At 47.2% G+C, this 22,321-nt stretch carries 24 protein-coding genes; 17 read left to right on the top strand and 7 right to left on the bottom strand.

Features of this window, described 5'->3' with window-relative positions:
- Positions 1–6: 6 nt before the first annotated feature.
- A complete protein-coding gene (locus NYE33_RS23275) occupies positions 7–996 on the bottom strand; it encodes an NADP-dependent oxidoreductase (RefSeq protein ID WP_341067800.1) in 990 nt (329 codons plus the stop codon).
- A gap of 171 nt (positions 997–1,167) precedes the next feature.
- On the opposite strand from NYE33_RS23275, the gene NYE33_RS23270 reads away from it, so the two are divergent.
- Both NYE33_RS23270 and NYE33_RS23265 read left to right on the top strand, forming a co-directional pair.
- Positions 1,168–1,755 carry a TetR/AcrR family transcriptional regulator gene (locus tag NYE33_RS23270; protein ID WP_341067798.1) on the top strand — a complete coding sequence of 196 codons (588 nt, stop codon included), beginning with the start codon at positions 1,168–1,170 and terminating at the stop codon, positions 1,753–1,755.
- 46 nt (positions 1,756–1,801) lie between these two features.
- Positions 1,802–2,227, top strand: a complete 426-nt coding sequence (locus NYE33_RS23265; RefSeq protein WP_039307901.1) for a MaoC family dehydratase — start codon at positions 1,802–1,804, stop codon at positions 2,225–2,227.
- A 6-nt stretch (positions 2,228–2,233) separates the two neighbouring features.
- Here the strand turns inward: NYE33_RS23265 and NYE33_RS23260 are convergent, their stop codons facing one another.
- Complete coding sequence (locus NYE33_RS23260; protein ID WP_341067796.1) at positions 2,234–3,382, bottom strand: epoxide hydrolase family protein; 1,149 nt, start codon at positions 3,380–3,382, stop codon at positions 2,234–2,236.
- Between the two features lie 141 nt (positions 3,383–3,523).
- Here NYE33_RS23260 and NYE33_RS23255 point away from each other — a divergent pair, with 141 nt between their 5' ends.
- The 8 genes from NYE33_RS23255 to NYE33_RS23220 all read left to right on the top strand — a co-directional run bounded on the left by NYE33_RS23255 (position 3,524) and on the right by NYE33_RS23220 (position 11,534).
- Positions 3,524–5,779, top strand: a complete 2,256-nt coding sequence (locus NYE33_RS23255) for an excinuclease ABC subunit UvrA (RefSeq protein WP_341067795.1) — start codon at positions 3,524–3,526, stop codon at positions 5,777–5,779.
- A 536-nt stretch (positions 5,780–6,315) separates the two neighbouring features.
- Positions 6,316–6,753 carry a hypothetical protein gene (locus tag NYE33_RS23250; protein WP_341067794.1) on the top strand — a complete coding sequence of 146 codons (438 nt, stop codon included), beginning with the start codon at positions 6,316–6,318 and terminating at the stop codon, positions 6,751–6,753.
- A 32-nt stretch (positions 6,754–6,785) separates the two neighbouring features.
- Positions 6,786–7,115 carry a low molecular weight protein tyrosine phosphatase family protein gene (locus tag NYE33_RS23245; RefSeq protein ID WP_042236460.1) on the top strand — a complete coding sequence of 110 codons (330 nt, stop codon included), beginning with the start codon at positions 6,786–6,788 and terminating at the stop codon, positions 7,113–7,115.
- A gap of 47 nt (positions 7,116–7,162) precedes the next feature.
- Entirely contained in the window at positions 7,163–7,867 is a 705-nt protein-coding gene (locus tag NYE33_RS23240) for a class I SAM-dependent methyltransferase (protein WP_042137305.1), read from the top strand.
- A gap of 237 nt (positions 7,868–8,104) precedes the next feature.
- Positions 8,105–9,343: an FprA family A-type flavoprotein gene (locus tag NYE33_RS23235; protein WP_340786127.1), complete on the top strand. Its 1,239-nt coding sequence runs from the start codon at positions 8,105–8,107 to the stop codon at positions 9,341–9,343.
- A 16-nt stretch (positions 9,344–9,359) separates the two neighbouring features.
- Positions 9,360–10,574, top strand: a complete 1,215-nt coding sequence (locus NYE33_RS23230) for an NAD(P)/FAD-dependent oxidoreductase (RefSeq protein WP_341067793.1) — start codon at positions 9,360–9,362, stop codon at positions 10,572–10,574.
- A 26-nt stretch (positions 10,575–10,600) separates the two neighbouring features.
- The gene (gene rd / locus NYE33_RS23225) at positions 10,601–10,783 is read left to right on the top strand and encodes a rubredoxin (protein WP_039307922.1); all 183 of its coding nucleotides are present in this window, start codon (positions 10,601–10,603) and stop codon (positions 10,781–10,783) included.
- 40 nt (positions 10,784–10,823) lie between these two features.
- Entirely contained in the window at positions 10,824–11,534 is a 711-nt protein-coding gene (locus tag NYE33_RS23220) for a Crp/Fnr family transcriptional regulator (protein ID WP_042137310.1), read from the top strand.
- A gap of 67 nt (positions 11,535–11,601) precedes the next feature.
- Here the strand turns inward: NYE33_RS23220 and NYE33_RS23215 are convergent, their stop codons facing one another.
- A complete protein-coding gene (locus NYE33_RS23215; RefSeq protein WP_042137312.1) occupies positions 11,602–12,510 on the bottom strand; it encodes a ketopantoate reductase family protein in 909 nt (302 codons plus the stop codon).
- Positions 12,511–12,673: 163 nt separating this feature from the next.
- Between NYE33_RS23215 and NYE33_RS23210 the strand changes: the two genes are divergently transcribed.
- The 3 genes from NYE33_RS23210 to NYE33_RS23200 all read left to right on the top strand — a co-directional run bounded on the left by NYE33_RS23210 (position 12,674) and on the right by NYE33_RS23200 (position 14,637).
- On the top strand, positions 12,674–13,252 hold the full coding sequence (locus NYE33_RS23210; protein ID WP_341067792.1) for a TetR/AcrR family transcriptional regulator: 579 nt from the start codon (positions 12,674–12,676) through the stop codon (positions 13,250–13,252).
- 13 nt (positions 13,253–13,265) lie between these two features.
- Complete coding sequence (locus NYE33_RS23205; protein ID WP_341067790.1) at positions 13,266–13,628, top strand: NUDIX domain-containing protein; 363 nt, start codon at positions 13,266–13,268, stop codon at positions 13,626–13,628.
- A 97-nt stretch (positions 13,629–13,725) separates the two neighbouring features.
- Complete coding sequence (locus NYE33_RS23200) at positions 13,726–14,637, top strand: glycerophosphodiester phosphodiesterase family protein (protein WP_042137318.1); 912 nt, start codon at positions 13,726–13,728, stop codon at positions 14,635–14,637.
- Between the two features lie 131 nt (positions 14,638–14,768).
- Here NYE33_RS23200 and NYE33_RS23195 read toward each other — a convergent pair whose 3' ends face one another.
- Both NYE33_RS23195 and NYE33_RS23190 read right to left on the bottom strand, forming a co-directional pair.
- A complete protein-coding gene (locus NYE33_RS23195) occupies positions 14,769–15,920 on the bottom strand; it encodes a serine hydrolase domain-containing protein (protein ID WP_341067788.1) in 1,152 nt (383 codons plus the stop codon).
- Positions 15,921–16,096: 176 nt separating this feature from the next.
- Positions 16,097–17,059 carry a helix-turn-helix transcriptional regulator gene (locus tag NYE33_RS23190; protein WP_336100404.1) on the bottom strand — a complete coding sequence of 321 codons (963 nt, stop codon included), beginning with the start codon at positions 17,057–17,059 and terminating at the stop codon, positions 16,097–16,099.
- A gap of 100 nt (positions 17,060–17,159) precedes the next feature.
- On the opposite strand from NYE33_RS23190, the gene NYE33_RS23185 reads away from it, so the two are divergent.
- The 3 genes from NYE33_RS23185 to NYE33_RS23175 all read left to right on the top strand — a co-directional run bounded on the left by NYE33_RS23185 (position 17,160) and on the right by NYE33_RS23175 (position 18,738).
- Positions 17,160–17,639, top strand: coding sequence for a GyrI-like domain-containing protein (locus tag NYE33_RS23185; protein WP_042137324.1), 480 nt, complete (start codon positions 17,160–17,162; stop codon positions 17,637–17,639).
- Between the two features lie 24 nt (positions 17,640–17,663).
- On the top strand, positions 17,664–18,128 hold the full coding sequence (locus NYE33_RS23180; protein WP_042137326.1) for a hypothetical protein: 465 nt from the start codon (positions 17,664–17,666) through the stop codon (positions 18,126–18,128).
- Between the two features lie 118 nt (positions 18,129–18,246).
- A complete protein-coding gene (locus tag NYE33_RS23175; RefSeq protein WP_042137328.1) occupies positions 18,247–18,738 on the top strand; it encodes a pyridoxamine 5'-phosphate oxidase family protein in 492 nt (163 codons plus the stop codon).
- Between the two features lie 90 nt (positions 18,739–18,828).
- Here the strand turns inward: NYE33_RS23175 and NYE33_RS23170 are convergent, their stop codons facing one another.
- Both NYE33_RS23170 and NYE33_RS23165 read right to left on the bottom strand, forming a co-directional pair.
- On the bottom strand, positions 18,829–19,563 hold the full coding sequence (locus NYE33_RS23170; protein ID WP_336100402.1) for a hypothetical protein: 735 nt from the start codon (positions 19,561–19,563) through the stop codon (positions 18,829–18,831).
- Between the two features lie 761 nt (positions 19,564–20,324).
- Positions 20,325–20,918, bottom strand: a complete 594-nt coding sequence (locus NYE33_RS23165; RefSeq protein ID WP_042137331.1) for a TetR/AcrR family transcriptional regulator — start codon at positions 20,916–20,918, stop codon at positions 20,325–20,327.
- A 218-nt stretch (positions 20,919–21,136) separates the two neighbouring features.
- On the opposite strand from NYE33_RS23165, the gene NYE33_RS23160 reads away from it, so the two are divergent.
- On the top strand, positions 21,137–22,246 hold the full coding sequence (locus NYE33_RS23160; protein ID WP_341067785.1) for an NADH:flavin oxidoreductase: 1,110 nt from the start codon (positions 21,137–21,139) through the stop codon (positions 22,244–22,246).
- Positions 22,247–22,321 lie beyond the last annotated feature (75 nt).

The raw sequence follows: 22,321 nt of genomic DNA, 5'->3' as shown, positions 1-22,321 counted from the left end.
CCCCTCCTACTCGATTATTTCTTTTGAAATCACAATTTTTCCCCGTCTGGGTTGTTTCTCGCTTGTGCGGTACGCTTCAAATAAACCTTGAGTGGTAAATGGATACCTATGATCTACATGAATGTTGAGCTTCCCCTCCTGCATGTGAGTGGAAATTACATTAAGATCATCCCGGTTTGGACGGGCACGGAAAAATAGCGAGTCAATATTGCGAACGCCTGGATAGGTTCCAATACCGAAAGAGGTTATGGAAATATATTTCCCGCCATCCTTTAATATGTCATAGCTATAATCCCCGAACTCGCCTGGAAGTCCAGTTTCTAATTCTTTTTTCCCTAGCATAGCTGTATCAAGAACCATATCTACAGGTGCGGATAACCTTGTCACGAAATCCGGTTGTGAATAATAGTCAATGACTTCATCTGCGCCTAAACCCAGGACAAAGCCATGATTATGCTCTCTTGCAGTTGCAATTACATAAGCACCATAATGTCTGGCTAATTGAATGGCCGCATGTCCAACACCACCGGCACCCCCATGAATGAGAATACGCTGACCTGGCTGAAGCTTACCATGCTCAAAAAGTGCCTGCCAGGCCGTCAAGGCTACCGTAGGCGCAGCAGCGGCTTCTTCGAAGGATACATTGTCCGGTATCATCGTTAAGGTATCCTCATCGGCAGCCACTTGATCCATATAAGAGCCTCCACGGACCATCCCCATAACGCGGTCACCTGCTTTAAAGTGCTGTACCCCCGTACCCACACCTCTTACAACACCGGCAACATCACCTCCAAGAAAATACGGGAATTGAATGGAAAATTGCCCGCCTACCGGGCTCTGTAATAGCTCACCCGAACGTAAATGATTATCTCCAGGGTTAATTGAGGAGGCATACACCTCCACCAGTACTTGTGTCTCTTTAATTGCAGGAACAGCTAGTTCATACTCTTCAAAAGACTCAGGGATTCCAAAGCCGGTTATACCCATTGCTTTCATAGCGCAGCCTCCATTTGTATTATTGAACATTCGTTGAAAAACCAACGTTTGTTTGTTAAAATCACATTACAAAAAAGCAGAGAATTGTACAATCCCCAAAGCGATCCCTTATGTTGATTAATCAACACACACCTTAGAAATGTTCAATTCTGACTCATGAAGGAGAAATATATGGATAGACGTATACAGAAATCCAAACAGGCTATTATGGATGCTTTTTTAGCATTAATGTCGGAAACAGATATTGAAAATATCACTGTAAATAAAATTGCTGAGCTGGCCAATGTTAACCGTGGAACGGTTTATTTACATTTTCTAGATAAATATGATCTGCTTGATCATTGTTTGGAAGAACAAATTAACCGCTTAATCGACAAATGCGCGCCTGACAGTGAGGTTACCGGTAAATTCACTTCGAAATCCACATTGCTTCGGGTTTTTGAATATTTGGAACAGAATTCCGGGTTGTATTCTAAGATGCTGAGAAACCGGGGAGTACCTGCTTTTAGAAATCGTTTGCTTGTCGTTGTCCGGGAAAGTCTTAGCAGACAATTCGATTTAATCGCTGCCGGGCCAAATTTCAACAAGGAAATAACCGTACAGTTTCTAGCTTCTGCGGTAATAACCTCTTTCGAATGGTGGATTAGCAATTCTATGCCTTATCCAGCTTCAGTGATGGCTGAACAGATATGGGCATTATTAGACCGGACGATGATTAGTTTGCCCCTGTCTAACCAAAATTCCGGATCTGTGATATAATCCTACTCTAAAATAAACGAGCAAAATTACTTCAAGAGGTGCAATCATGCGGTTTCATGAATTTTATATCGGACAAGTATTTAGAACCAAATCTCTAACCTTATCGAAAGAGGATATCACCAGATTTGCCGGCGAATTTGATCCGCAGTATATGCATCTGGATGAAGAGAAGGCAGCGCAAGGCCGATTCAACGGAATCATTGCTTCAGGAATTCAGACCCTGGCTGTGTCGTTTAAGCTGTGGGTGGAGACAGGCAGTTATGGGGATGAGGTTATTGCCGGAACTGCGATGAACAACATTAAATTCATGCGCCCCGTCTATCCGGGTGATGAATTATATACCATGGTTGAAGTGACCGGGGTAGAAGAGAAGCGGAATGGAACAGGCCTGGTTACGGTGTTATTATCAACGTTCACCAGCTCAGACGATCAGGTTTTTGAGGGCGAGTTGTCTGTGCTGGTGAAACAGTGAAATCTTTTATCCTCTTAATGCTCTGAAGAATTCACGGATGTCTTCAGCCAGAGGCGCGGGATCTTCCATGGCTGTGAAATGTCCGCCGCGGGGCATGGTTGTCCAGCGGGTGATATTCAGATTGCGGTCAGCCCATTCCCGGGGCGGCAAGGCGACATCTCCCGGGAAAATAGCTATTCCGGCGGGCACCTCAATGCGCCCCAGAGGCGGCAGTGAATGTGTGTTCTCGTAATAGATATTCGCTGTTGACCCTGCTGTATGGGTAACCCAATAGATCATAATATTCGTAAGCAGTTCATCCTCGCTAAAGCTGTTCCTTAGGTCACCCTTGCAATCACTCCATGCATGGAATTTCTCAATAATCCAAGCTGCCAATCCTACAGGTGAGTCGTTCAGTCCGTAGGCAAGCGTCTGTGGCTTCGTCGATTGAATCGACATGTACCCGCCTTCATCAGCCATCCATTGCGAAGTATTCTTGATGTACAGGAGCTCTTCTTCAGACAGCCCTGACTTATCCTGCACAGCCAGAAGATTCCGGATGATGCCGATGTCGGTAAGATGTATGCCGGTCAGAAGTTCAGGATGATTGAATGCCAGATACCGTGTAACACCAGAGCCGATATCTCCGCCTGCCGCAGCGAATTTCGGGTAGCCCAGATGTTCGGTCATTAGTCTGGCCCACAGCTCAGCAACATAGGCATTATTCACACCAGCGCGTTTCAGGCCATTAGAGAAGCCGAATCCGGGCACGGAAGGGACAATGACATCGAAGGAGTCTTCGGGATTCCCGCCATAACGTTCAGGGTCCGTAAGCATAGGGATAATCTTCTCGTATCGCACAAAGCTGTCCGGCCATCCGTGCGTAAGGATAATTGGCTGCGGATTAGGCCCTTTGCCGCGCTCGTGCACGAAATGCACATCGATTCCATCGACGTTACAGCGAAAATGTGACAAGCGGTTCAACTCGGCTTCTCTGGCACGCCAGTCAAACTGCTCCCGCCAATACGTAACGAGCGACCGTAAATAACTCTGATCCGAACCCCGTTCCCAGTCAGAACCCTCTAATGGATCGGGCCAGCGGACATGATCCAGTCTGTATTTCAGATCTTCAAGGATTTCATCAGACACATGGATTTGAAACCGTTCAATCGGCATATTGCTCTCTCCTTAAGTGTATTAGCTACAGCAACGATATAACTATAATATATCTTTTCAAAATCATGAGGCAATGCCGTAAACAAAAGCTAAGGATAATAGAAACAAAAGAAATCTATACCACCTGGAGGGATGCTAAGCATGAACGAAATGAATCAGGAGTATATCGTGATATCCGGTGCAAGGGAGAACAATCTTAAGAACGTATCCTTGCGTATCCCGAAACGAAAAATTACCATCTTCACCGGAGTATCCGGCTCCGGCAAGTCATCCATCGTCTTCGATACGATTGCTGCTGAATCCACGCGGCTGCTGAACGAGAACTTCAGCATGTTCGTGCGAACCTTCCTTCCGCGTTATCCGCAGCCGGATACAGACGGGATCGAGAACCTGAGCATGGCTGTTATCGTAGATCAGAAGCGGCTGGGCGGCGGTTCTCATTCCACGATGGGTACGATAACCGACATCTCGCCTATTCTCCGTCTGCTGTACTCCAGGGTGGGACAGCCCCATGTAGGCGGAGTGAACATGTTCTCGTTCAACGATCCGCAAGGGATGTGTCCCGAATGTAACGGGATCGGCCGCAAGCTGGGGGTCGATATGAGCCGGGCCGTGGACATGTCCAAGTCGTTGAATGATGGAGCCCTCATGCTGCCGGATTATGCAGTCGGCGGCTGGGATTGGAACATGATCGTGCAGGCGGGTGACTTCGATCTGGACAAGAAGCTAAGCGAATATTCAGATGCGGAGCTGGAACAGCTGCTGCACGGCAAGGCCAGGAAAGTGAAGATGGATTTTGCCGGGAAGGCAACTAACATTACGGTAGAAGGTGTTATTGAGAAGTTCACGGGCAAGTATATCAAACAGGATGTGAAGACCAAATCTGAGCGTACGCAAAAAATGGTCGCCCCGTTCATCACCGAAGGCACCTGCTCCAGCTGCCATGGAGCAAGACTTAGCCAGGCTGCGCTCAGCTGCCGGATCAATGGAAGGAACATTGCGGAGCTGTCCGCTATGGAAGTCGGGCAGCTTATCCGCACCATCCGGGAGATAGAGGAACCTGCCGCAGCTCCGGTCGTCAAGTCGCTGGCGGAGCGGCTGCAGCATCTGGTCGATATCGGGCTGGACTACCTGACGCTGGACCGTGAGACCGATACGCTATCCGGCGGAGAATCACAGCGCGTCAAGATGGTGAAGCATCTAAGCGGCAGCCTGGTGGATGTCACCTACATCTTCGATGAGCCCAGCGTAGGTCTGCACCCGCGGGATGTCCACCGGTTAAATGAGCTGCTGGAGAAGCTTCGCGACAAAGGGAATACCGTCATTGTCGTTGAACATGATCCCGATGTTATCAAGCTGGCGGATCATATTGTCGATGTCGGGCCTCACGCCGGCAGCCGGGGCGGTAATATTGTTTATGAAGGCAGCTTCCAGGGGTTGCTGGAATCAGGAACGCTGACAGGCACTCATATGAAACGTCCGCTTCAGCTGAAGCAGGATTGCAGGGCGTCTTCCGGCAGGCTGTCCATCCAGAATGCCTCTCTGCACAACTTGCAGAATGTAAGTGTGGATATTCCTACAGGAGTACTTACAGTGGTAACAGGTGTCGCAGGCTCGGGCAAAAGTACGCTGATTAATGATGTCTTCCTCAGTCAGCATCCGGATACGATCGTTATTGACCAATCGGCGATTGGCGTCTCAACACGCTCCAATCCCGCTACCTACACGGGGATTATGGATGATGTCCGCAAGGCTTTTGCCGCAGCCAATAAGGTAAATCAAGGGCTGTTCAGCTTCAACTCCAAGGGCGCCTGCGAGAATTGCCAGGGACTTGGTGTCGTGTACACAGACCTTGGTTTCCTCGACAGCGTGAAGCTGCCCTGCGAAGTGTGCGGAGGCAGACGGTTCAAGGAGGAAGTGCTTGCCTACAAGCTGAACGGCAAATCCATTGCCGAGGTGCTGGAGATGACTGTTGAACAGGCTCTTGAGTTCTTCCAGCTCAAAGAGGTGGTGCGCAAGCTTCAGGCTATGAGTGATGTGGGGCTAAACTATATTACACTCGGCCAGCCGCTCAGCACGCTCTCGGGCGGAGAATGCCAGCGCATTAAGCTGGCCAGCGAGCTGCATAAGAAAGGCAGCATCTATGTGATGGATGAGCCGACGACCGGCCTGCATATGTCCGACATCGGCCACCTCATGGAGATCATGAACCGGCTGGTGGATGCCGGCAATACGGTGATCGTCATCGAGCATAATCTCGATGTGATCAGCCAGGCAGACTGGATCATTGATATGGGACCGGACGGAGGCAGTAAAGGCGGCGAGGTCATATTCGAGGGCACACCTTCGCAGATTGTTCTTGCGGAGCATTCGATTACGGGAAGATATTTGGCGTAGTTATCGTCTGGAACCCGCATATAATGCGGGTTTTTCTTTATAATGCTATAAATTATTATAGATAACCCCATCTTAAGAGCCAGAAATGAGATTGACCGTAGATAAATAGAAAGATACCATAGAGTTGATGCAATCACCTTTTCTTGGAAATGTGGTTATGTTAGACGTTAACACATGAAGTATAATTCTATTTCACTAAATAAATCGAACTTAAAAATGTCCTGCTCTTTAGAAGCCTACGCCTTCAAATCTATTGAGAGTAAGTAACTAATGTGGAGTCCATAGCAAATAACTGTACTTCGTACAGTTAAATCATGGAGATAAACCTGATTTGACGGTTTAATTGTATTCTGTACAACTAAAAATAGCGGAAAGTCTTCTCTTACGAAATATGATGATTCTAATTGTAGAAAATACAATTAAAACACTCTCAACGCAATAATCGATCGCTTTAGTTGTACATAATACAGTTAAAGCTTACGTGCATGCTCGTTACGGCCAGCCTGCAGTTCAAGCAGGGAATAGGAGGAGTGATAATGTCTAATTACATTGTAAAAATCATACCAAAGCATGAGAAAACCATCCCCGGCGAAAAAGAGAGAAATGCAATTAAAAATCAAATGAGATTAATGACCGTTAACAAAGAAATAAGTGAACAGCTATATAATGAAGTAACATTTATAGATAGTGGATCGAATTTTGAAGGGATTAGATGCAATCATTGTATGACGTATTTACAACCCGATTGGTGGGCTGAGCAAATGGATACAAAAAGCTCCAACCAGTTTAATGATTTATCAATAATTTCACCTTGCTGCGCCTCGGCCTTATCATTAAATGAATTGTATTATATTTGGCCAATGGGTTTTGCAAAATATGTTATTGAGATCATGAATCCCGAAGAAGATGAAGTGATTAGGATTGAACAATTCATAGAAAATATAAACTACAAATTAATAAGAGCGCATTACTAGAAATCCCAAAGTAAATATAGAGGCGATACAACATTAAACTACTCTTTATCTGCAGCCGGAATAAGTGGCGCAGTTTGACTGCTGAGAAGATTTTTGACGGATATAACGGTTACGAAGCAAGGTCGGCAGGCACGGAAGAAGGAGCAAGAATACAGGTGACCGAAGGACATATCGGATGGTCGGATCTGATATTCGTAATGGAGAAGAAGCATACAAGAAGGCTAAGGGACAAATTTGCAGACTCCCTAAGGAACAAACAGGTAATCTGTCTTGATATCCCGGACGACTATAGATTTATGGATGAAGAACTAATAGAAATCCTGAAATCCAGAGTATCCGAATATATTGAAGTTCCTGAATAAAGCAAATACAGAATGAAGTGGAATCGTTGAAAGCGTAAGGTGAACCAATGGACAGAATAGCCAACATCAGATCCGAAGAGAAGAAATATCATGATGACTGTTACGATACATACGACTTATTCAAGCCAGGGTCCTGGCTTCACAGGCCTGTTAAGACGGTGATCAGCCTTTTAGAGGAATATAAGGAGCGGGAATACTTAAGTGTGCTGGATTTGGGATCGGGGATCGGCCGGAACAGCATTCCTATCGCTGAATCTTTGAAGCACAGAAATGGTAAAGTGGTATGCGTTGACCTGCTGGAATCGGCTATAGATAAACTATATCATTACAGTAAGGAATTTGGAGTTGAGCAATACATAGTGGCAAGGTTATCCGATATTGAACAGTTCACCATTGAACCAGATGAGTATGATATTATCGTAGCCGTATCTTCTTTAGAGCATATCAGTTCAGAGCAGGCACTGGAGCGGAAACTGCAGGAAATGAATGCCGGTACGAAACAAAATGGAGCGAATTGTATTATTATCGCGTCGAACATTCATGAAGTTAACCTCGCACAAGCGGAAGAACTCGATCCCATGTTTGAAGTGAATCTAACTACGGCAAGAATGTTCGAGCTGCTGGATCAGCAGTATGCCGGCTGGGAAGTTGAGCAACGCTTCGTAAAACCGCTGGAATATGAAATCAGCAGAAAAGGTGAACCTGTCAGGCTGACTTCGGATTGTATAACGTTTGTGGCTAAGAAGAGCTGATCTCATGGGGATTGGCTTTTTATTTTGAACGCTGACTTGCAAGAGAAATTTCATTATTTCTGTCCAACTGTGACCATACGCACCACCCCTTCTGTTCAATCGTCTACATTAAAAGTATACGGTTGAGTTGTTTCATAAACTTCCGGAATTTGATTTGAATCCTCCTTTTTGTACGGCAGCCGTAATAGAATGAGGTTGCTGATAAGGATTATCAATCAAACATTGGAGGTTAACAAAATGAGTACACAATTCAAACAAATCGCCGGGGATACTTACTGGGTAGGCAAAATAGATAACCGTCAGGTTCCGTTCCACCGCCTGATTCTGGCTAAAGGAACAACCTATAATTCCTATCTGTTAAAAACGGGCAAGCCGACCGTGATTGATACGGTAGATATGGAGTTCGGCCGTGAATATGCCGAGTGTCTCGCCGGTATGATTGACCTCATGGATATTCATTACATCGTAATTAACCATACGGAGCCCGACCATTCCGGCGGCCTGGCAGCCCTTGCATCCCAGGCGCTAAATGCCACGATCGTGTGCACGGAAATCGCTGTGCCGGAACTGCAGGAAATGTATAAGCTGCACAGCCGGAACTTCCTGGTCGTTAAAGATGGCGATACGCTGGATATCGGCGGGAAAACTCTGCTGTTCAAAGAAACGCCGTACCTTCATACTGCCGAGACGATGATCACGTATTGTATCGAGGATCAGATCCTGTTCCCCTGCGATATCTTCAGTACACATGTAGCTGTGGAGAATCTGTTCAGTGATGAAGCGGGATTTGATATCACCGAAGATTACAAGGGCTATTATGCCGCCATTATTCATCCGCACAGAAGATATGTAAGAACACTGCTGGAAGCGGTCAAGGATCTGGATATCCGCATGATTGCCCCATCCCATGGATTCCTGATCCGGGAGGATATCCGTAAATTCATTGATCTGTACGCCACGATGAGCCGCGAAACAACTCAGGGTAAAAAAGCAGTCATTGTATATACCACCATCAAGAACAGCACGAAGAAAATGGCCAAAATCATTCAGGATTGCCTGCAGGAGAATAATATTGGAACAGAAGTCTGGGATGCGGATAAAAGCAGCACTGCGGATATTCTGAACAGCATTGCTTCTGCAGACGCGGTCTTTATCGGCAGCTCTACTAAATATGCGGACATGATCGGTAACCTGGAGGATGTGCTGAAGGAGCTGCAGCATATGAATCTGGAAGGCAAGCTTGCGGCATCTTTTGGCTCGTACGGCTGGAGTGGAGAAGCCATCGAGGTCATTCAGGACTATCTGAACGGAACGAATATGACCGTGCAAAGCACTTCGGAGGTCATCAAAACCACCGGCATGACACATGTTGAATTCCCGGTTAGAGTAAGATTCTCCCCTAAAGAGCCAGAGAAGGTCCAGAAAATTAAAAATGCGGCTGAATTTGTATCGGATCTGCTGCTGAGCTCAATTTAGGGAGGAGGAACAACTTATGACGAAGCATTATGTAATTGTTGGCGGCGGCGTATCCGCCGTCCATGCAGCCAAAGCAATCCGCGATCAGGACGCGGAAGCAGAAATATCGATTCTAGGTGAGGAAAGCGGGCTACCGTATAACCGGATTAAGCTGACCAAAGGCCTGTTCACCGACCTGCACAGCGAGAAGGTGCTGATCAAGAAAGAGAAGTGGTACCGGGATAACCGTATAAACGTCAAGACCTCAACCCGGATCACCTCGATCCAGCCGGATCGCCGGATGGTAGAGACAGAAGACGGCCAGCGGGTGGAGTATCATAAGCTGCTGTTGTGTATGGGCGCGAAGAACCGCGCACTCTCTATCGAAGGTGCCGGACTTCACAATGTCCATACTATCAGAGACATGAACGATGCGGACCGGTTAAAAGATAGTCTGCAGGATGGAAGCCGCGTAGCCGTAATTGGCGGAGGTGTCCAAGGCATCGAGACGGCTTGGGCCTTGTTCGAAGCAGGTTACGAGGTAACCGTGATCGAAGCAGCCCCGTCCCTGATGGGCAGACAGCTGGACGGGCACTCCTCCAGCCTGCTTAAGGAGACTCTGGAACAATCCGGAGTGAAGGTGATTCTGCAAGCAGGAGTAACCTCTATTACGGGTACAGACTATGTTACCGGGATTACGCTGGACGATGGTTCTAATCTCCCGTGTGACCATGTTGTATACTCTATCGGAATTGTCCCGAACACGGCGCTTGTAAGCGGATCGGCTATACAAGTCCGGAACGGCATTATTGTAAACGAACAATTGCAAACCAGCGATCCGAACATCTTTGCTGCCGGTGATGTTGCTGAAATTAACGGGCATGTTGAAGGACTATGGGGCGGTGCAATAGAACAGGGAAGGATTGCCGGCAGCAACATGGCTGACAGTCTGACCATTTACCGCCGAGCGGTTCCGGTTACTTTGTTTAATGCTTTTGGGATTTCTCTGTTCTCCATTGGCAACACAGATGAACGGCAATGCGATGTGGCGGTCAGCGGAGAAGAGAATGGCGCCTATACGCGGATCTATGTGAAAGTTAATACAATCACCGGTGCGTTATCCTGGCAAGGAGCCGCCGCCTCCCTGGCGTATAAGTCGGCTGTAGAACAGGGGATCAGCCTGACCGGAATTCATCTTGCCGGCAATAACATAGAAGCCATTATGGCTGAAGTACAAACCCGATTGAACTAAAAACAAACTATTAGGAGCTGAGAAGAATGAAGAAATACATCTGTACACCCTGCGGCTATATCTATGACCCGGCAATAGGCGATCCTGATGAGGACGTAGCCGCCGGCACCGCGTTTGAAGATTTGCCTGAAGACTGGGTATGTCCGGTCTGCGGAGAGGATACAAGTCACTTCGTAGCAGTTGAAGATAAGAAATCTGTTACTCATTAGAGTAAACAGCTTCTAAATACTACATTTCAGGGGGAACGGTATGAAAGAGCACTCCTGCCAGCACGCCGCAGAACCTTGTACACGCAAGGTACCGATTTTTGCTGCATTGACGGACGATGACCTCACCAGAATTAGCGCCATGATTAAGCACCGCAAGTTTACCAAAGGTCAGCCGTTAATTCTTGAAGGGGCGCCGTCAGATACGCTGTACATTATTCAACAGGGGCATGTGAAGCTATCCAAAATGACTCCTGAAGGCAAGGAACAAATCCTGCACATTCTGACGAATGGGGATTTCTTCGGAGAGCTCAGTATTTTTAACAGTGATGAGCTTAGTAATTTTAACGCATATGCCCTGAAAGACACTAATATTTGTATGCTGACCCGGAATGATATGGAGCATTTAATGACGGATAATCCGGAGATCTCTCTACGGCTGCTGAAAAGTGTAACCAAAAGACTCGCCCATACGGAGAATCTGGCGCAGAGCCTGGCGACCAAAGATCCGGAGATCCGGATTGCCTGCATGATCATGGAACTCAGTGACAAATACGGCAAGCGGCATGGAAGCCGTATTCATATTGATCTTCCGCTGTCCCGTGAAGAGCTGGCTAGTTATGTCGGGGTGACCCGCGAGACCATTAGCAGGAAGTTCTCCAGGTTTGAGGATTCGGGCCTGATCAAGCTGATTGGTAATAAACAGATGGTGCTCATGGATCCGGCCGGTGTGGAGAAGTATATGGGAAATTGAATCATAATAAAAGCGGCATTTCCACCAGTAGATAATGGGGAGATGCCGCTTTTTAAGCATGAAATAGTTAGGATGTAGTCTGCTGCAACAATTGTCCATCCCCAAACGCTATGTCCAGCAGCATAATCTCTGCTCTTCTGCTGACAGCCTGATTCCCCAGCTTAACATCAATGATGAAGTCATTGCTCAGCATCTGGCGGTACCGGGCGATAATGTCCTCTTCCGGCAATTCAGCCATCTGTTTCGTTTCCGGCGGGATGACCTGTATTCCGGACTGCTCAACTTGCCTAATATTGCGTTTAATATCAGCAGCAAGCTTGCTCAATGTACTGTCGCTTCTTGCAGTCTCCAAATCCACCATACCCGTACCATCCTCCGTATAAAAGTGCTTGTTGACTGCTGCCAGGGCAGCGTGTGAGATATGGAAGGCCTTTATATCCGGTTCGATTATATTAGTTAGACCTGCCTGATCAAGTAGTCCGGCAAGACGATTCACTCTTTCGGTCGTCTGTCCATTGATTTCACCAAATATAGTCCCTTGCCCAGGCTCCGTTCCAAACTGGGCGTAGAGCACACCGTCTTTGAGGTCTCCGCCAGCACCAGGGAAGCCTGGGAGCAGCCGCTCGCCTACGATTTCAAGCCAGGATTCATAACCTACCGTGTTGGTCAACGTAATAATGGTTTGGCTTCTGTTATTCTTAATCGCCTCAAGAGCAGACTCCGCCTGATCATACCGGACCGGAACAAAGATGAAATCATAGATGTCATCGTTATCGAGCTCCGCAATTACCTTCACCGGAATTTGCTGTATCGTGCCTTTCTCATTGTATTGCAGACCCTTCTTCTGGAGGGCATTCAGCCGCTTGCCCCGGGCCAGTAAGGTAACGTCAAGTCCTGACCGTGCGAACCGGAGTGCGTACACACTGCCAATCACTCCAGCGCCAACGATTAATATTCTGTCTGATTGTATATTCAAGTTCATCTGTCCTTTCAATTAGGTAACACACATTGTTTAAACAACACATGTCTGATACGATTGATGATAGTCCGGCATCCTGTTGAATTCAATCGGCAGACTCGGGGATAAGTCGGTTAAACAACATAGATTAAGATTTGATGTCTAAGAGGGGAAGTTAGCGATGGTTAACCAGATAGATCCAAGGGTTGTGCGCACAGGGCAGCTGATCAGAGAAGCCTTCCGTGAGTTGCTGCGGCTGAGAAGCTTCGATACAATCACCATCAAAGATATCGCAGAGAGAGCTACCATTAACCGCGCCACATTTTACACTCATTACGAGGATAAATATGCGTTGCTGGATGAAATCATCGAACAGGCTTTCCGCAAGATGATTCCCGGACCCGTGGAGCATGCGCTGGAGTTCACAGATGAAATATGTAACGAGCTGATCCTTATGACTTACCGGTACATTTTGGATTTTTATGAGATCTGCCGGATGGATTCCAAATCGATTGCTACGCTGGTGGACGAGAAGATCAAGCAGCTGCTGCAGCAGATTATTGAGCGCATTTTTGTAAAAGGAGATCATCCCCATACAGCAGACCCCAATCAGACAACAATCCTGGCGGCCATGACAGGGTCAGCGATCTATAGCGCAGCGTATCAATGGTTCAAAGCCGGGGAGAAGGAACGGACGGATCTGCTTGTTGATCTGGTACGCCCCTATGTGATGAACGGTCTGGGCCTACATTATATATAACAATAAGCTGCTCGTGTTCAGGCACAGGGACTACCCGCAAGCTGGTGTGCAGGTTCCTGCCGGGACTGTAGAATCGGGCGAGAGTGTAGTAACGGCATTATTCCGGGAGATACTGGAGGAATCAGGAATAACGAAGGATGAGCTGCGGCTAGTCAAGCATTTGAAGACGTATCTGTACTACGCGGCGTATAAACAACAACATCATGAAAGACATGTGTATCAGTTAGAGTTAATTCAAGAGCGCCCGGCCCGGTGGGAACATACTATAGAAGCATCCGGAGAAGATTCGGGTCTAACCTTTGAATATTTCTGGATTCCGGTACATGAAGATGAACTCGCCGGCGGGCAGGGAGACGGTTTAGAATTATGCTGTTAGATTGCGCTGTAATTAAAAATGTGGATTTCAATGACCCTAACTGTTAATATAATAATATTTGCAAAAGTTAAGGTTACAGGAAAATGAGGACGACGGAATGAAGAAGATTGTCAGCCATAAAGCTTATTTTATCGGAATGCATGTACTAATATTTATCCTCTTATTTACAACACTGTACGCTTCCTTCCCGGCCATCCGGGTTAAAGTGAAAGAAATCATCGATCCGGCGGAAAAAGTATATACGATCGCCCACCGTGGTGCGTCCGGATATGCTCCGGAGAACACGATGCCGGCCTTCGAGCTGGCGCGTGAAATGGATTCCGACTCGATTGAGCTGGATATCCACCTGACCAAGGATCAGATTCCTGTTGTCATCCATGATGATACAGTCAACCGCACGACCAATAGCAAAGGGTATGTAAGGAACATGACGCTGGAGCAGATCAAACAGCTGGATGCCGGATCGTGGTTCAATAAGGCGTATCCGATGTTTGCCAGAGAAATATATGCAGGGACCACCATCCCCACCCTCGATGAGGTATTCGAAACCTTTGGCAAAGAGATCAGCTATGTTCTTGAAATCAAGGAATCAACGCCGAAGATTAATATTGAAGTCCTCTTGAATGAATACATTAAGAAATATGATCTGGAAAAAGTAGTGGCCATACACTCTTTCAGCGCAGCCAGTCTGCGGAAGTTCCATTCCATCAACCCGGATATTCCGTTGTACCAGCTCGTATGGAATGATTATACCTCGGTAAGACTTACTGAAGCTTATCTGGCAGATGTGAAGTCCTATGCTGTCGGCATCAGCCCGAATTTCCAGGGGACCAGCGCGTCTTATGTGGCGCAGATAAAGCGGGCGGGACTTAAGGTCATGCCCTATACCATTAATTATCAGCTCAATATGGATAAAGCTTATTCTTGGGGTGTAGATGGAGTCTATACCAATTTTCCTGACCGTTTCCATGAAGTCATTGAGACGAACAGGAAGAACGCGAACTGGTAACTTAGCAGAGCGTGTGGAGAGAGCGTAGTGAAAATGCGAATTTCTCATTTCATAGCACAGGGTCCAATTCTTGTTCTTAACGGAGCAAGAGTTGGACCCTGTGTGTATATTGGACAAGAAGAGCAGGTTTCTTACAACGAACTAAACACAATATTACGCAGCTTGCGAGTGACCGGCAGTGTGCCGGCATCTTTTTTCTGGATCATGAACAGGAAGGTCAGGCCGTCCTGCGGACTGTTGGTGAAATAAGCTCCCAGCCAGCCGTCCCAGCCGTATTCACCCTGGCCGCCGATCACTCCGGCTTTTCCGGTGTCTTTCAGGATACGCATCTGGTTGCCATAGCTATACCCCTGCAGGGAATGCCAGGTATCGAAGCCTTTTTGCTGCCCATCGCTTAGAACAGCTGTAGTCATATATTGAACGGTTCTAGGCTTGAGCAGCTGAACGCCGTTCAAGCTGCCCTGGTTCATCAGCATGGTGGTGAACTTGGCAGCATCGTCAATCGTTGAGACCAGGCCCGCTCCGCCTGACTCGTAGGCCGGTTCCCGGTCCATATGATGGTAGATGCCCAGATGGCTCTCCGCATACAGCTTCAAGCCGCCTTCGCCGTCCTCCTGGTAGACTCTGGCCAGGCGGTTTCCTTTGTCTTCAGGCAGCCAGAAGCCGGTATCCTGCATTTGCAGCGGGCTGAATATTTCCTTCTGCAAAAATTCTCCGTACCGCATGCCGCTAACCGCTTCCACAATGGCTCCCAGAACATCCGCTGAGGTCCCGTACTGCCAGAACGAACCCGGCTCGAACGAAAGCGGGCCTTCACCCAGACGGGTGGCGAATTCCATGGTGCTCATCCGGTTATCGCCGTGCAAGCGGCTGTCCAGCTCCTGGAACAAAGCCTCCGTATGCAGAGCGGCTTTGTCTGTTCCTCCTCCGTATACCAGTCCCGAGGTCATATTCAGCAGATCATGAATGACAACCTCCCGGCTGACAGGCACCAGTTCTCCGTTCTTTTCGACCAGCTGGTTCTTGAACCCTGGAATATAACGGCTTACCGGATCGAACAAATCGATCTGTCCGCGCTCAAGCAGCAGCATGATGGCGGCAGATGTAACCGGTTTCGTCATCGAGTATAGACGGAAGATCGAATCCCGGGTGATAGGACGTCCCGCTTCGACATCGGCTAAGCCGTCTTCGTGATAGAACACCTCGCGGCCGTCCTTGATGACCATCAGGTTCGCACCTGCAATTTCCTGGTTACCGATACTTGCACTCAATGTTTTTTTCAATAGGCTGGTTGTGTTTGAATCTAGCATGTTTCTAAAGTCTCCTTTTCCGGATAAGTTCCCTGAAGCCAAATAAGATATTGTCATTACACTCCTTGAAAATTTTAAACTCTTTTGGACAGGTTGTATAGAGGCCAGAATTTCAATCTGAATATCCGGTACATTTGGTGGCACACTGATTATAGGTATAATAAACGCAGTCTCTCTTTTAACCCTTTCCAGATTTCCTCCGGCGCTTCCTTAAGTCTGATATCCCCGCCCAGGAAAAGCAGCCAGTTTATGATTTCCGCCAGTTCGTCGGGCATATCCGCATGGATATACGTCTTGAGAATGGCTGTGCTCTGGTAAGGATTCGTATAGGAGAGCGATACCTTCAATGGATGATATTTTTTGAATTGGGCAATCGCCTTGGGGCCGAGTTCAAGAACGAGGTTGACTTCTTCTTCCTGACTCTTCAGTTTTTCCAGGATCTTTTTCCTGCTTAATCTTTTTTTATCCGGATTTAGGACAACATCGGTGACTTGGTCCACAGGAATAATCCGCTTCCTTTCATCGTTTAAGTCGAAGGCCTCGATCAGCCACTGGCTTTTCTCACGATAGAGGCGCAAAAGATAAACGGGATAAGCTTGGATGATCCTCGCTACTTCGCTGGAAATCAGCAAATAGCGGTCCACCAGCAGGATCTGGATCAGCTTCTCCAGCATGGGGTGGGGGAGATCAGACAGATCAAGCAGGTCAGGATTGTTCGGGTTGGTCCCTTCAAACAGCAGAATTTGATTCAGAAGAAACAGGTCCTCCTGCTGGTTCTCCGAGACGAGTCCGAGTAATTTTTCCGTTAGAGACTGACGGCTCTTGAGATAAGGGAGCTGCCCGTTTCTTGTGGCCATGAAGGCAATGAACAGGGCTTTGAGCTCATTATCTGTAAACCGGACCACGGGAAGGACAGAATTGCGCATCACAGAATACCCGCCATCCCGTCCAACTTCAGCGACAAGCGGCATCCCCAGCGCCTCGATTTCCCGGATATCCCGAATCGCAGTCGAACGGGAGATATTAAATTCCTGCATGATTTCAGTAATAGTAAAGTGGGCCCGGTTGTTAATATACCGCATGATCACATTTACCCGTTCAACTTTTTTCATCGCGTCTCCTAAACAGTTTCATTTTATGACATGATTTAAGACTATCATATACATATCAAGACAAGAAGACAAATTTCAAATACAAAGGATGGTTGCAGACATGGCAAATTACACGTTAGAGGAAAAAGACAGCTTCATCGTTATCGGCTTGGGCACGGAGCTTAAGAGCGATTACACGGACTATGCAGGTATTAACAAAGAAAAGTCAGACTTCTGGCAGGCCGTCAGTGAAGATGGAAGGCTCGATAAGTTGAAGGCGATGGCCGTGAACGACTATATTTTTGCCGTGAGTGAAGCGGTGAACAACAAAATGATGTATTATGCGGGTGTCATGACCGAAGCAGCTGCGCCGGAAGAGGCCAGAGTTATCCAGTTTCCTAAGGGTAAATACCTGGTGGTTAGAGGGGAAGCGGCAACGGCTGATGAACTGAATAATAAGCTCGCCGGAGTTGCTTTTGGTCAAGCTCTGCCGGAAGCGAAGGATGTCGCCTATGTGGGCGGGCCCAATACATCGGTTGAGATGGGGCAGCAGGATGGACAGGTTGTAGGTGAAATGTGGATTCCTGTTGTAAGTAAATAACGGGTTAGCCGAGGAGGAAGTGCAATGTCTTATATCGTTGATTTCAAAGAGGTGTCTACGGCCGGCTTGGAGTCGTCACCTGTAGTGGATGCACTTGCAGGATTGCGTGCGAATGAAGCGCGTTACTTCATGAATAAGTACAAGCATGAGTTCACGGTTGTCCCGGCCAGCGAAAGCCAGGAGACCCTGGATTATGTGAATGGAATTCTGAAAAAAGAACGTGATCTTGAATTTTCGGCCAAGCCTTTGGAGACCTCGCGGTTTCAGGTAGAGAATATCCGGTTTGCTTACGTCTTTTATGAGGACGGACTGGCGCTTAACGTGATGTATACCGTGGATGATCCCAAGAAGCGGGCTGTCGGATTCAAGCTCTCTGAGGGCATGGAGATTCCCAAGGAGCTGGAGACAAAGTTCAAATTCGCCAGGCAGAAGTCTAAGCTGGCCGGAACGATCCGGGGCTCGTTCTTCGTCATCAAAGGCGAATACTGAACCAGCTGATAAAGCTGTGACTGAACCGTTAAAGATAGGTTTTCGCCTAATCGGGTTAATAATAGGTACGCATTTGGATATCCTATTCCCATAACCCGGAAGAAACGAGGCGATAAGCATGTCAACTTTGGATAAAAGTCATCAGGAAGCTGTCGAGACGGTCAGAGACCTTATCAAAGGGATTGATACAGCGATGTTCACGACGATCTCACCCGAAGGCCTGGTATCCCGTCCCATGAAGACACAGGAAGTCGAGTTTGACGGAGACCTGTGGTTCCTGACCAAGAAGGACACCAGCAAGTTCGATGAGATCCTCCATGATCCGAGGGTTAATGTTGTGTATGCTGACAAATCCTATGTCTCCATCCGCGGAACCGCCAGGATTGTCGAGGATCTGGAGAAGAAAAAAGAATTCTGGAGTGCAGGCTATAACACGTTCCTGAAGACCACCTATGATGACCCGAACGTGATCCTGATTCAGGTTCATGCCGAAGCTGCTGAATACTGGAAGAGCGGTAATCTGGCCGAGATGGCGACTTATATGTTCAAACGAATCACCAATCGGGACACAGAGAAGTCGGATCTGAACAAGACGGTTGAATTGGAATAACGGAATCAGCGGAATCCGTCAATTCCCCACCTCGACCACACATTTTTTAAAGTTGAAGGCTATTAATACTTCAGACTAAAAGAAGGAAGCTCATAATGAGTTTCCTTCTTTTGTAATCTCTATTTTAAACGGCTCTAATTTCCCATTAACAAATGCATATCTAATGATTGCATCCCCTAAATAATTACCTGTTGAAATCTGAATGGGTAGCTCCGCAATAAGCTGATTATCCTTTATTCCAAATCTCAATATATTCTGAACCGTCGGTTGCTCAAACCAATCGTTTGAATCGCTCTCACTGAATTCAAATAAGTGCTCCTGACCATCAACTGAAACTGTATACTGTCGAATTTCCTTATCTGTTTTTAGATCAACGTTAAGATTGCTTAGAACGAATTCTCTTGGATCTGAAACTGATATTTCTGTAAAATCTGATTTAAGCACATGCACTTCCGAATCATGTACTCCAGTCCCTGCGCCTTTTGTCAGAACAATGACAATTTCATCTTCTCCATCTGCATCTAAATCAATGACCGATATTTGAGGATAGAAGGAGGGGTTCGTTACATTGATCCAATTGAATGTTTTCGTTTCTCCATTTATTACAACATCTAATGACGAAAATATGTCTTTTTGTGATTTTTCTTGAACACCATAAATAGCAATTTTCTTATCTAAAGTCTCGGATAGTAGTGTATTGGGAATTGATGTAGCTGGTGTTGACGCATTTCCATCAATCTTTACCGGACTTGAAGACTGATTATTTGCCCCACATCCGGATAACAAAATAGCTCCTACCATTGTGACAATCATGATTTTTTTCAAAAATATATCCTCCATTTACATTTTTTTAAGTATATACATTCTTATAATTCAATAAGTTTAAAAAATGTATTTTGTTTTTTAAAAAAAAGTAACATTTCAATTTACGCTTACTTGTAATTGCCAGAAAAGATGGCTGTTTTTCCGCCTTAGAGCCGGTAGGTAAAAAGAAAAAGACTTTCCCCTGAAGGAAAGTCCTTTTAGTGTGTACGATAGAGAATCTAACCTCAAGCCCCAACCGACACCATGCCCCATTGTGGTAAGTGTAGTCATAATAGGAGTCGCAACAACTGATTCTATACCGGTGAATGGGGAGTCTTAGGTAAGGAAGGAAGAAGTAAGGAAGTAAGGAAGAAGTAAGGAAGTAAGGAAGAAGTAAGGAAGTACTGTAAGCATAAATGTTGTACGTTTTACAACTTTGATTCCTGGATTGCCGGGTGTTCGGGAGGATTGTTGTATGAAATACAAGAATATTCCACCAAGGTTGCTTGAAAAAGGAAATATGTTGTATTTTGTACAACAATCTTGGTTTTGAGCCGATTTATCCAAGAAAATGTTGTATTCTGTGCAGGATTTGATAGCACTCGCTCCCTCCTAACGTAAATCAAGGTGATCTATCTACCGTGTGCGCGACAACCTTCACCATTCAGCGATTATGTATCTCGATATTGCCCCACAACGTCGGCTCAATATAAACAGCGGCAGCCCAGGACATGATTTTCACGTCCGAGGCTGCCGCTGATTTTACACCTGGGCCAGTCTGATTAGGAAACTTGCGGATTGAACATGGGGAATCCGCCCGTGATCAGCGGCATGACCCGCTCCGCAAGTTCGGAGGGAGACTCCGCTCTTCCTTCCACATTCCAGCGGTAGGTTACGCCGTATAAGGACCAGCTTAGCAGGGTGGCCGCAGTGGCAAGCGGCTTCGAATCTGCAGCTGAGTCTGATTCGCAAATAAGCTGCAGGATAAGCTTCTCAAGATGCAGCTTGATATTCTCCTCAAGCAGGAGCGCTACGGAATCATATCTTTTGAAGCAGCGGTGGCTGGTTTCATGATAGTTACATAAGGCTACGATGAGCTCCTGAAGCGTCTTTTCGGTCAACGGTCCTGTTGCATCGACTTTATGGAGGACCATATTCGTAAAGGCGTCTAACAAAAAGGCTTCGAACAGCGCATATTTATCCTGGAAATGTGCATAAAAGGTGGTCCGGTTAATAGTGGCTGCTTTGGTAATATCGCCGACGGTTATCGAATTGAAGTCCATGATATTCAATTGCCGGATGAAGGCATCCAGAATTAATTGACGGGTCCGAATCACCCGCGGGTCGTTCGGGTTGGGGGGGAGTATGCCAGCCATCCAAGGAACACCCCTTTCAGTAGAGAGTAGAATCCCTTTATTATAATCACCTTATTGGCAGACAACAAATAGGATCTGCCAATACGACAGTTTTTCCGGCTTCTAGCTTAAGCAACAACTTGGGCAGATTGTTGGTTGAAAGGGGGACTGGAGCTTGTTACTATTGCATTCATACCCCGCTTTGAGAATAATCATACAATCTACAGGAGGCGTTAACCATGGCTAAACAGCAGGAGCAAATTCATTCACTGGAGACCTTATTTGAACCTTATACGGTTCAACAATTAAATATACCCAACCGGATCGTAATGTCACCGATGGCGCGTGCTTTTGCACCTGAGGGTATTCCAGGGGAGGATATGGCAGCGTATTACCGCCGCCGCGCTGAGAATGGGGTGGGGCTGATCATCACCGTTGGTATGATTGACCATCCGGCGGCGAGCAGTGATCCGGGACTTCCTAATCTGTTTGGCGAAGCCGCTCTGAGCGGCTGGCGTGAAGTCGTCAGACAGGTTCATGAGGCCGGCGGGATTATTTTTCCACAATTGTCACATATGGGAATGATTCGTTCCACAGGTTCCCAGCCTTACCCGGATGCACCATCGATCGGGCCATCAGGCCTCGATATGCAAGGGAACAAGATAAGCGAGCCGATGACAGAAGAAGAAATTGCCGGCGTCATTCAAGCCTATGCCGATGCGGCAGTGAATGCACAGCAGGCTGGCTTCGACGGGATAGAGCTTTCCGGCGGCCACGGCTTGTTGATTGACCAATTCTTCTGGGAACAAACCAATCAGCGGACGGACCGCTATGGCGGCGATTTCCTGAAGCGCACCACATTCGCAGCCGAAGTTGTCGCGGCCGTCCGCGCTGCAGTCGGACCGGATTATCCGATTTCCATCCGGTTGTCCCAGTGGAAAATGACTGATTACACGGCGAATCTGGTAGATACACCCGAGCAGCTGAAGCAATTCCTGGATGTGCTGGTACAGGCCGGCGTGGATATTTTCCATATCTCGACCCGCCGGTTCTGGGACCCGGAATTCGCGGGCTCGGAGCTGGGTCTCGCCGGATGGGTGAAGAAGCTCACCGGGAAGACAACGATTGCTGTTGGTTCCGTAGGCATGGACAATGATCCCGCTGAAGGCGGGGAAGCGGATCATCAAGGGATGGATGAACTGCTGAAGCGGCTGGACAATCAGGAGTTCGATCTGGTAGCCGTCGGACGCGCGCTGCTGGGTGATCCGGCATGGGCAAAGAAAATCCGCGAGGGCAGGGTGGAGGAGATTCAAGCCTTTACTCCTGAGGCGGCTGCCCAACTGTATTGAAGCATAGAGTGTCTATAAACGCACAAATAAGGCTGCCCTTGGGCAGCCTTAACTTTATTTTATTTAGACCATTAT

Source organism: Paenibacillus sp. FSL R10-2199 (assembly GCF_038000235.1).
Lineage (GTDB): Bacteria > Bacillota > Bacilli > Paenibacillales > Paenibacillaceae > Paenibacillus_AQ > Paenibacillus_AQ phytohabitans.
The sequence above is the reverse complement of the archived record's forward strand: the minus strand, read 5'-3'. Positions and strand labels throughout refer to the sequence as shown.

Excerpts from the sequence above, each read along its gene's own strand:
- NYE33_RS23275 (WP_341067800.1), bottom strand. The coding sequence starts at position 996 with ATGAAAGCAATGGGTATAACCGGCTTTGGAATCCCTGAGTCTTTTGAA.
- NYE33_RS23270 (WP_341067798.1), top strand. The coding sequence starts at position 1,168 with ATGGATAGACGTATACAGAAATCCAAACAGGCTATTATGGATGCTTTT.
- NYE33_RS23265 (WP_039307901.1), top strand. The coding sequence starts at position 1,802 with ATGCGGTTTCATGAATTTTATATCGGACAAGTATTTAGAACCAAATCT.
- NYE33_RS23260 (WP_341067796.1), bottom strand. The coding sequence starts at position 3,382 with ATGCCGATTGAACGGTTTCAAATCCATGTGTCTGATGAAATCCTTGAA.
- NYE33_RS23255 (WP_341067795.1), top strand. The coding sequence starts at position 3,524 with ATGAACGAAATGAATCAGGAGTATATCGTGATATCCGGTGCAAGGGAG.
- NYE33_RS23250 (WP_341067794.1), top strand. The coding sequence starts at position 6,316 with ATGTCTAATTACATTGTAAAAATCATACCAAAGCATGAGAAAACCATC.
- NYE33_RS23240 (WP_042137305.1), top strand. The coding sequence starts at position 7,163 with ATGGACAGAATAGCCAACATCAGATCCGAAGAGAAGAAATATCATGAT.
- NYE33_RS23235 (WP_340786127.1), top strand. The coding sequence starts at position 8,105 with ATGAGTACACAATTCAAACAAATCGCCGGGGATACTTACTGGGTAGGC.
- NYE33_RS23230 (WP_341067793.1), top strand. The coding sequence starts at position 9,360 with ATGACGAAGCATTATGTAATTGTTGGCGGCGGCGTATCCGCCGTCCAT.
- rd (WP_039307922.1), top strand. The coding sequence starts at position 10,601 with ATGAAGAAATACATCTGTACACCCTGCGGCTATATCTATGACCCGGCA.
- NYE33_RS23220 (WP_042137310.1), top strand. The coding sequence starts at position 10,824 with ATGAAAGAGCACTCCTGCCAGCACGCCGCAGAACCTTGTACACGCAAG.
- NYE33_RS23210 (WP_341067792.1), top strand. The coding sequence starts at position 12,674 with ATGGTTAACCAGATAGATCCAAGGGTTGTGCGCACAGGGCAGCTGATC.
- NYE33_RS23200 (WP_042137318.1), top strand. The coding sequence starts at position 13,726 with ATGAAGAAGATTGTCAGCCATAAAGCTTATTTTATCGGAATGCATGTA.
- NYE33_RS23190 (WP_336100404.1), bottom strand. The coding sequence starts at position 17,059 with ATGAAAAAAGTTGAACGGGTAAATGTGATCATGCGGTATATTAACAAC.
- NYE33_RS23185 (WP_042137324.1), top strand. The coding sequence starts at position 17,160 with ATGGCAAATTACACGTTAGAGGAAAAAGACAGCTTCATCGTTATCGGC.
- NYE33_RS23180 (WP_042137326.1), top strand. The coding sequence starts at position 17,664 with ATGTCTTATATCGTTGATTTCAAAGAGGTGTCTACGGCCGGCTTGGAG.
- NYE33_RS23175 (WP_042137328.1), top strand. The coding sequence starts at position 18,247 with ATGTCAACTTTGGATAAAAGTCATCAGGAAGCTGTCGAGACGGTCAGA.
- NYE33_RS23165 (WP_042137331.1), bottom strand. The coding sequence starts at position 20,918 with ATGGCTGGCATACTCCCCCCCAACCCGAACGACCCGCGGGTGATTCGG.
- NYE33_RS23160 (WP_341067785.1), top strand. The coding sequence starts at position 21,137 with ATGGCTAAACAGCAGGAGCAAATTCATTCACTGGAGACCTTATTTGAA.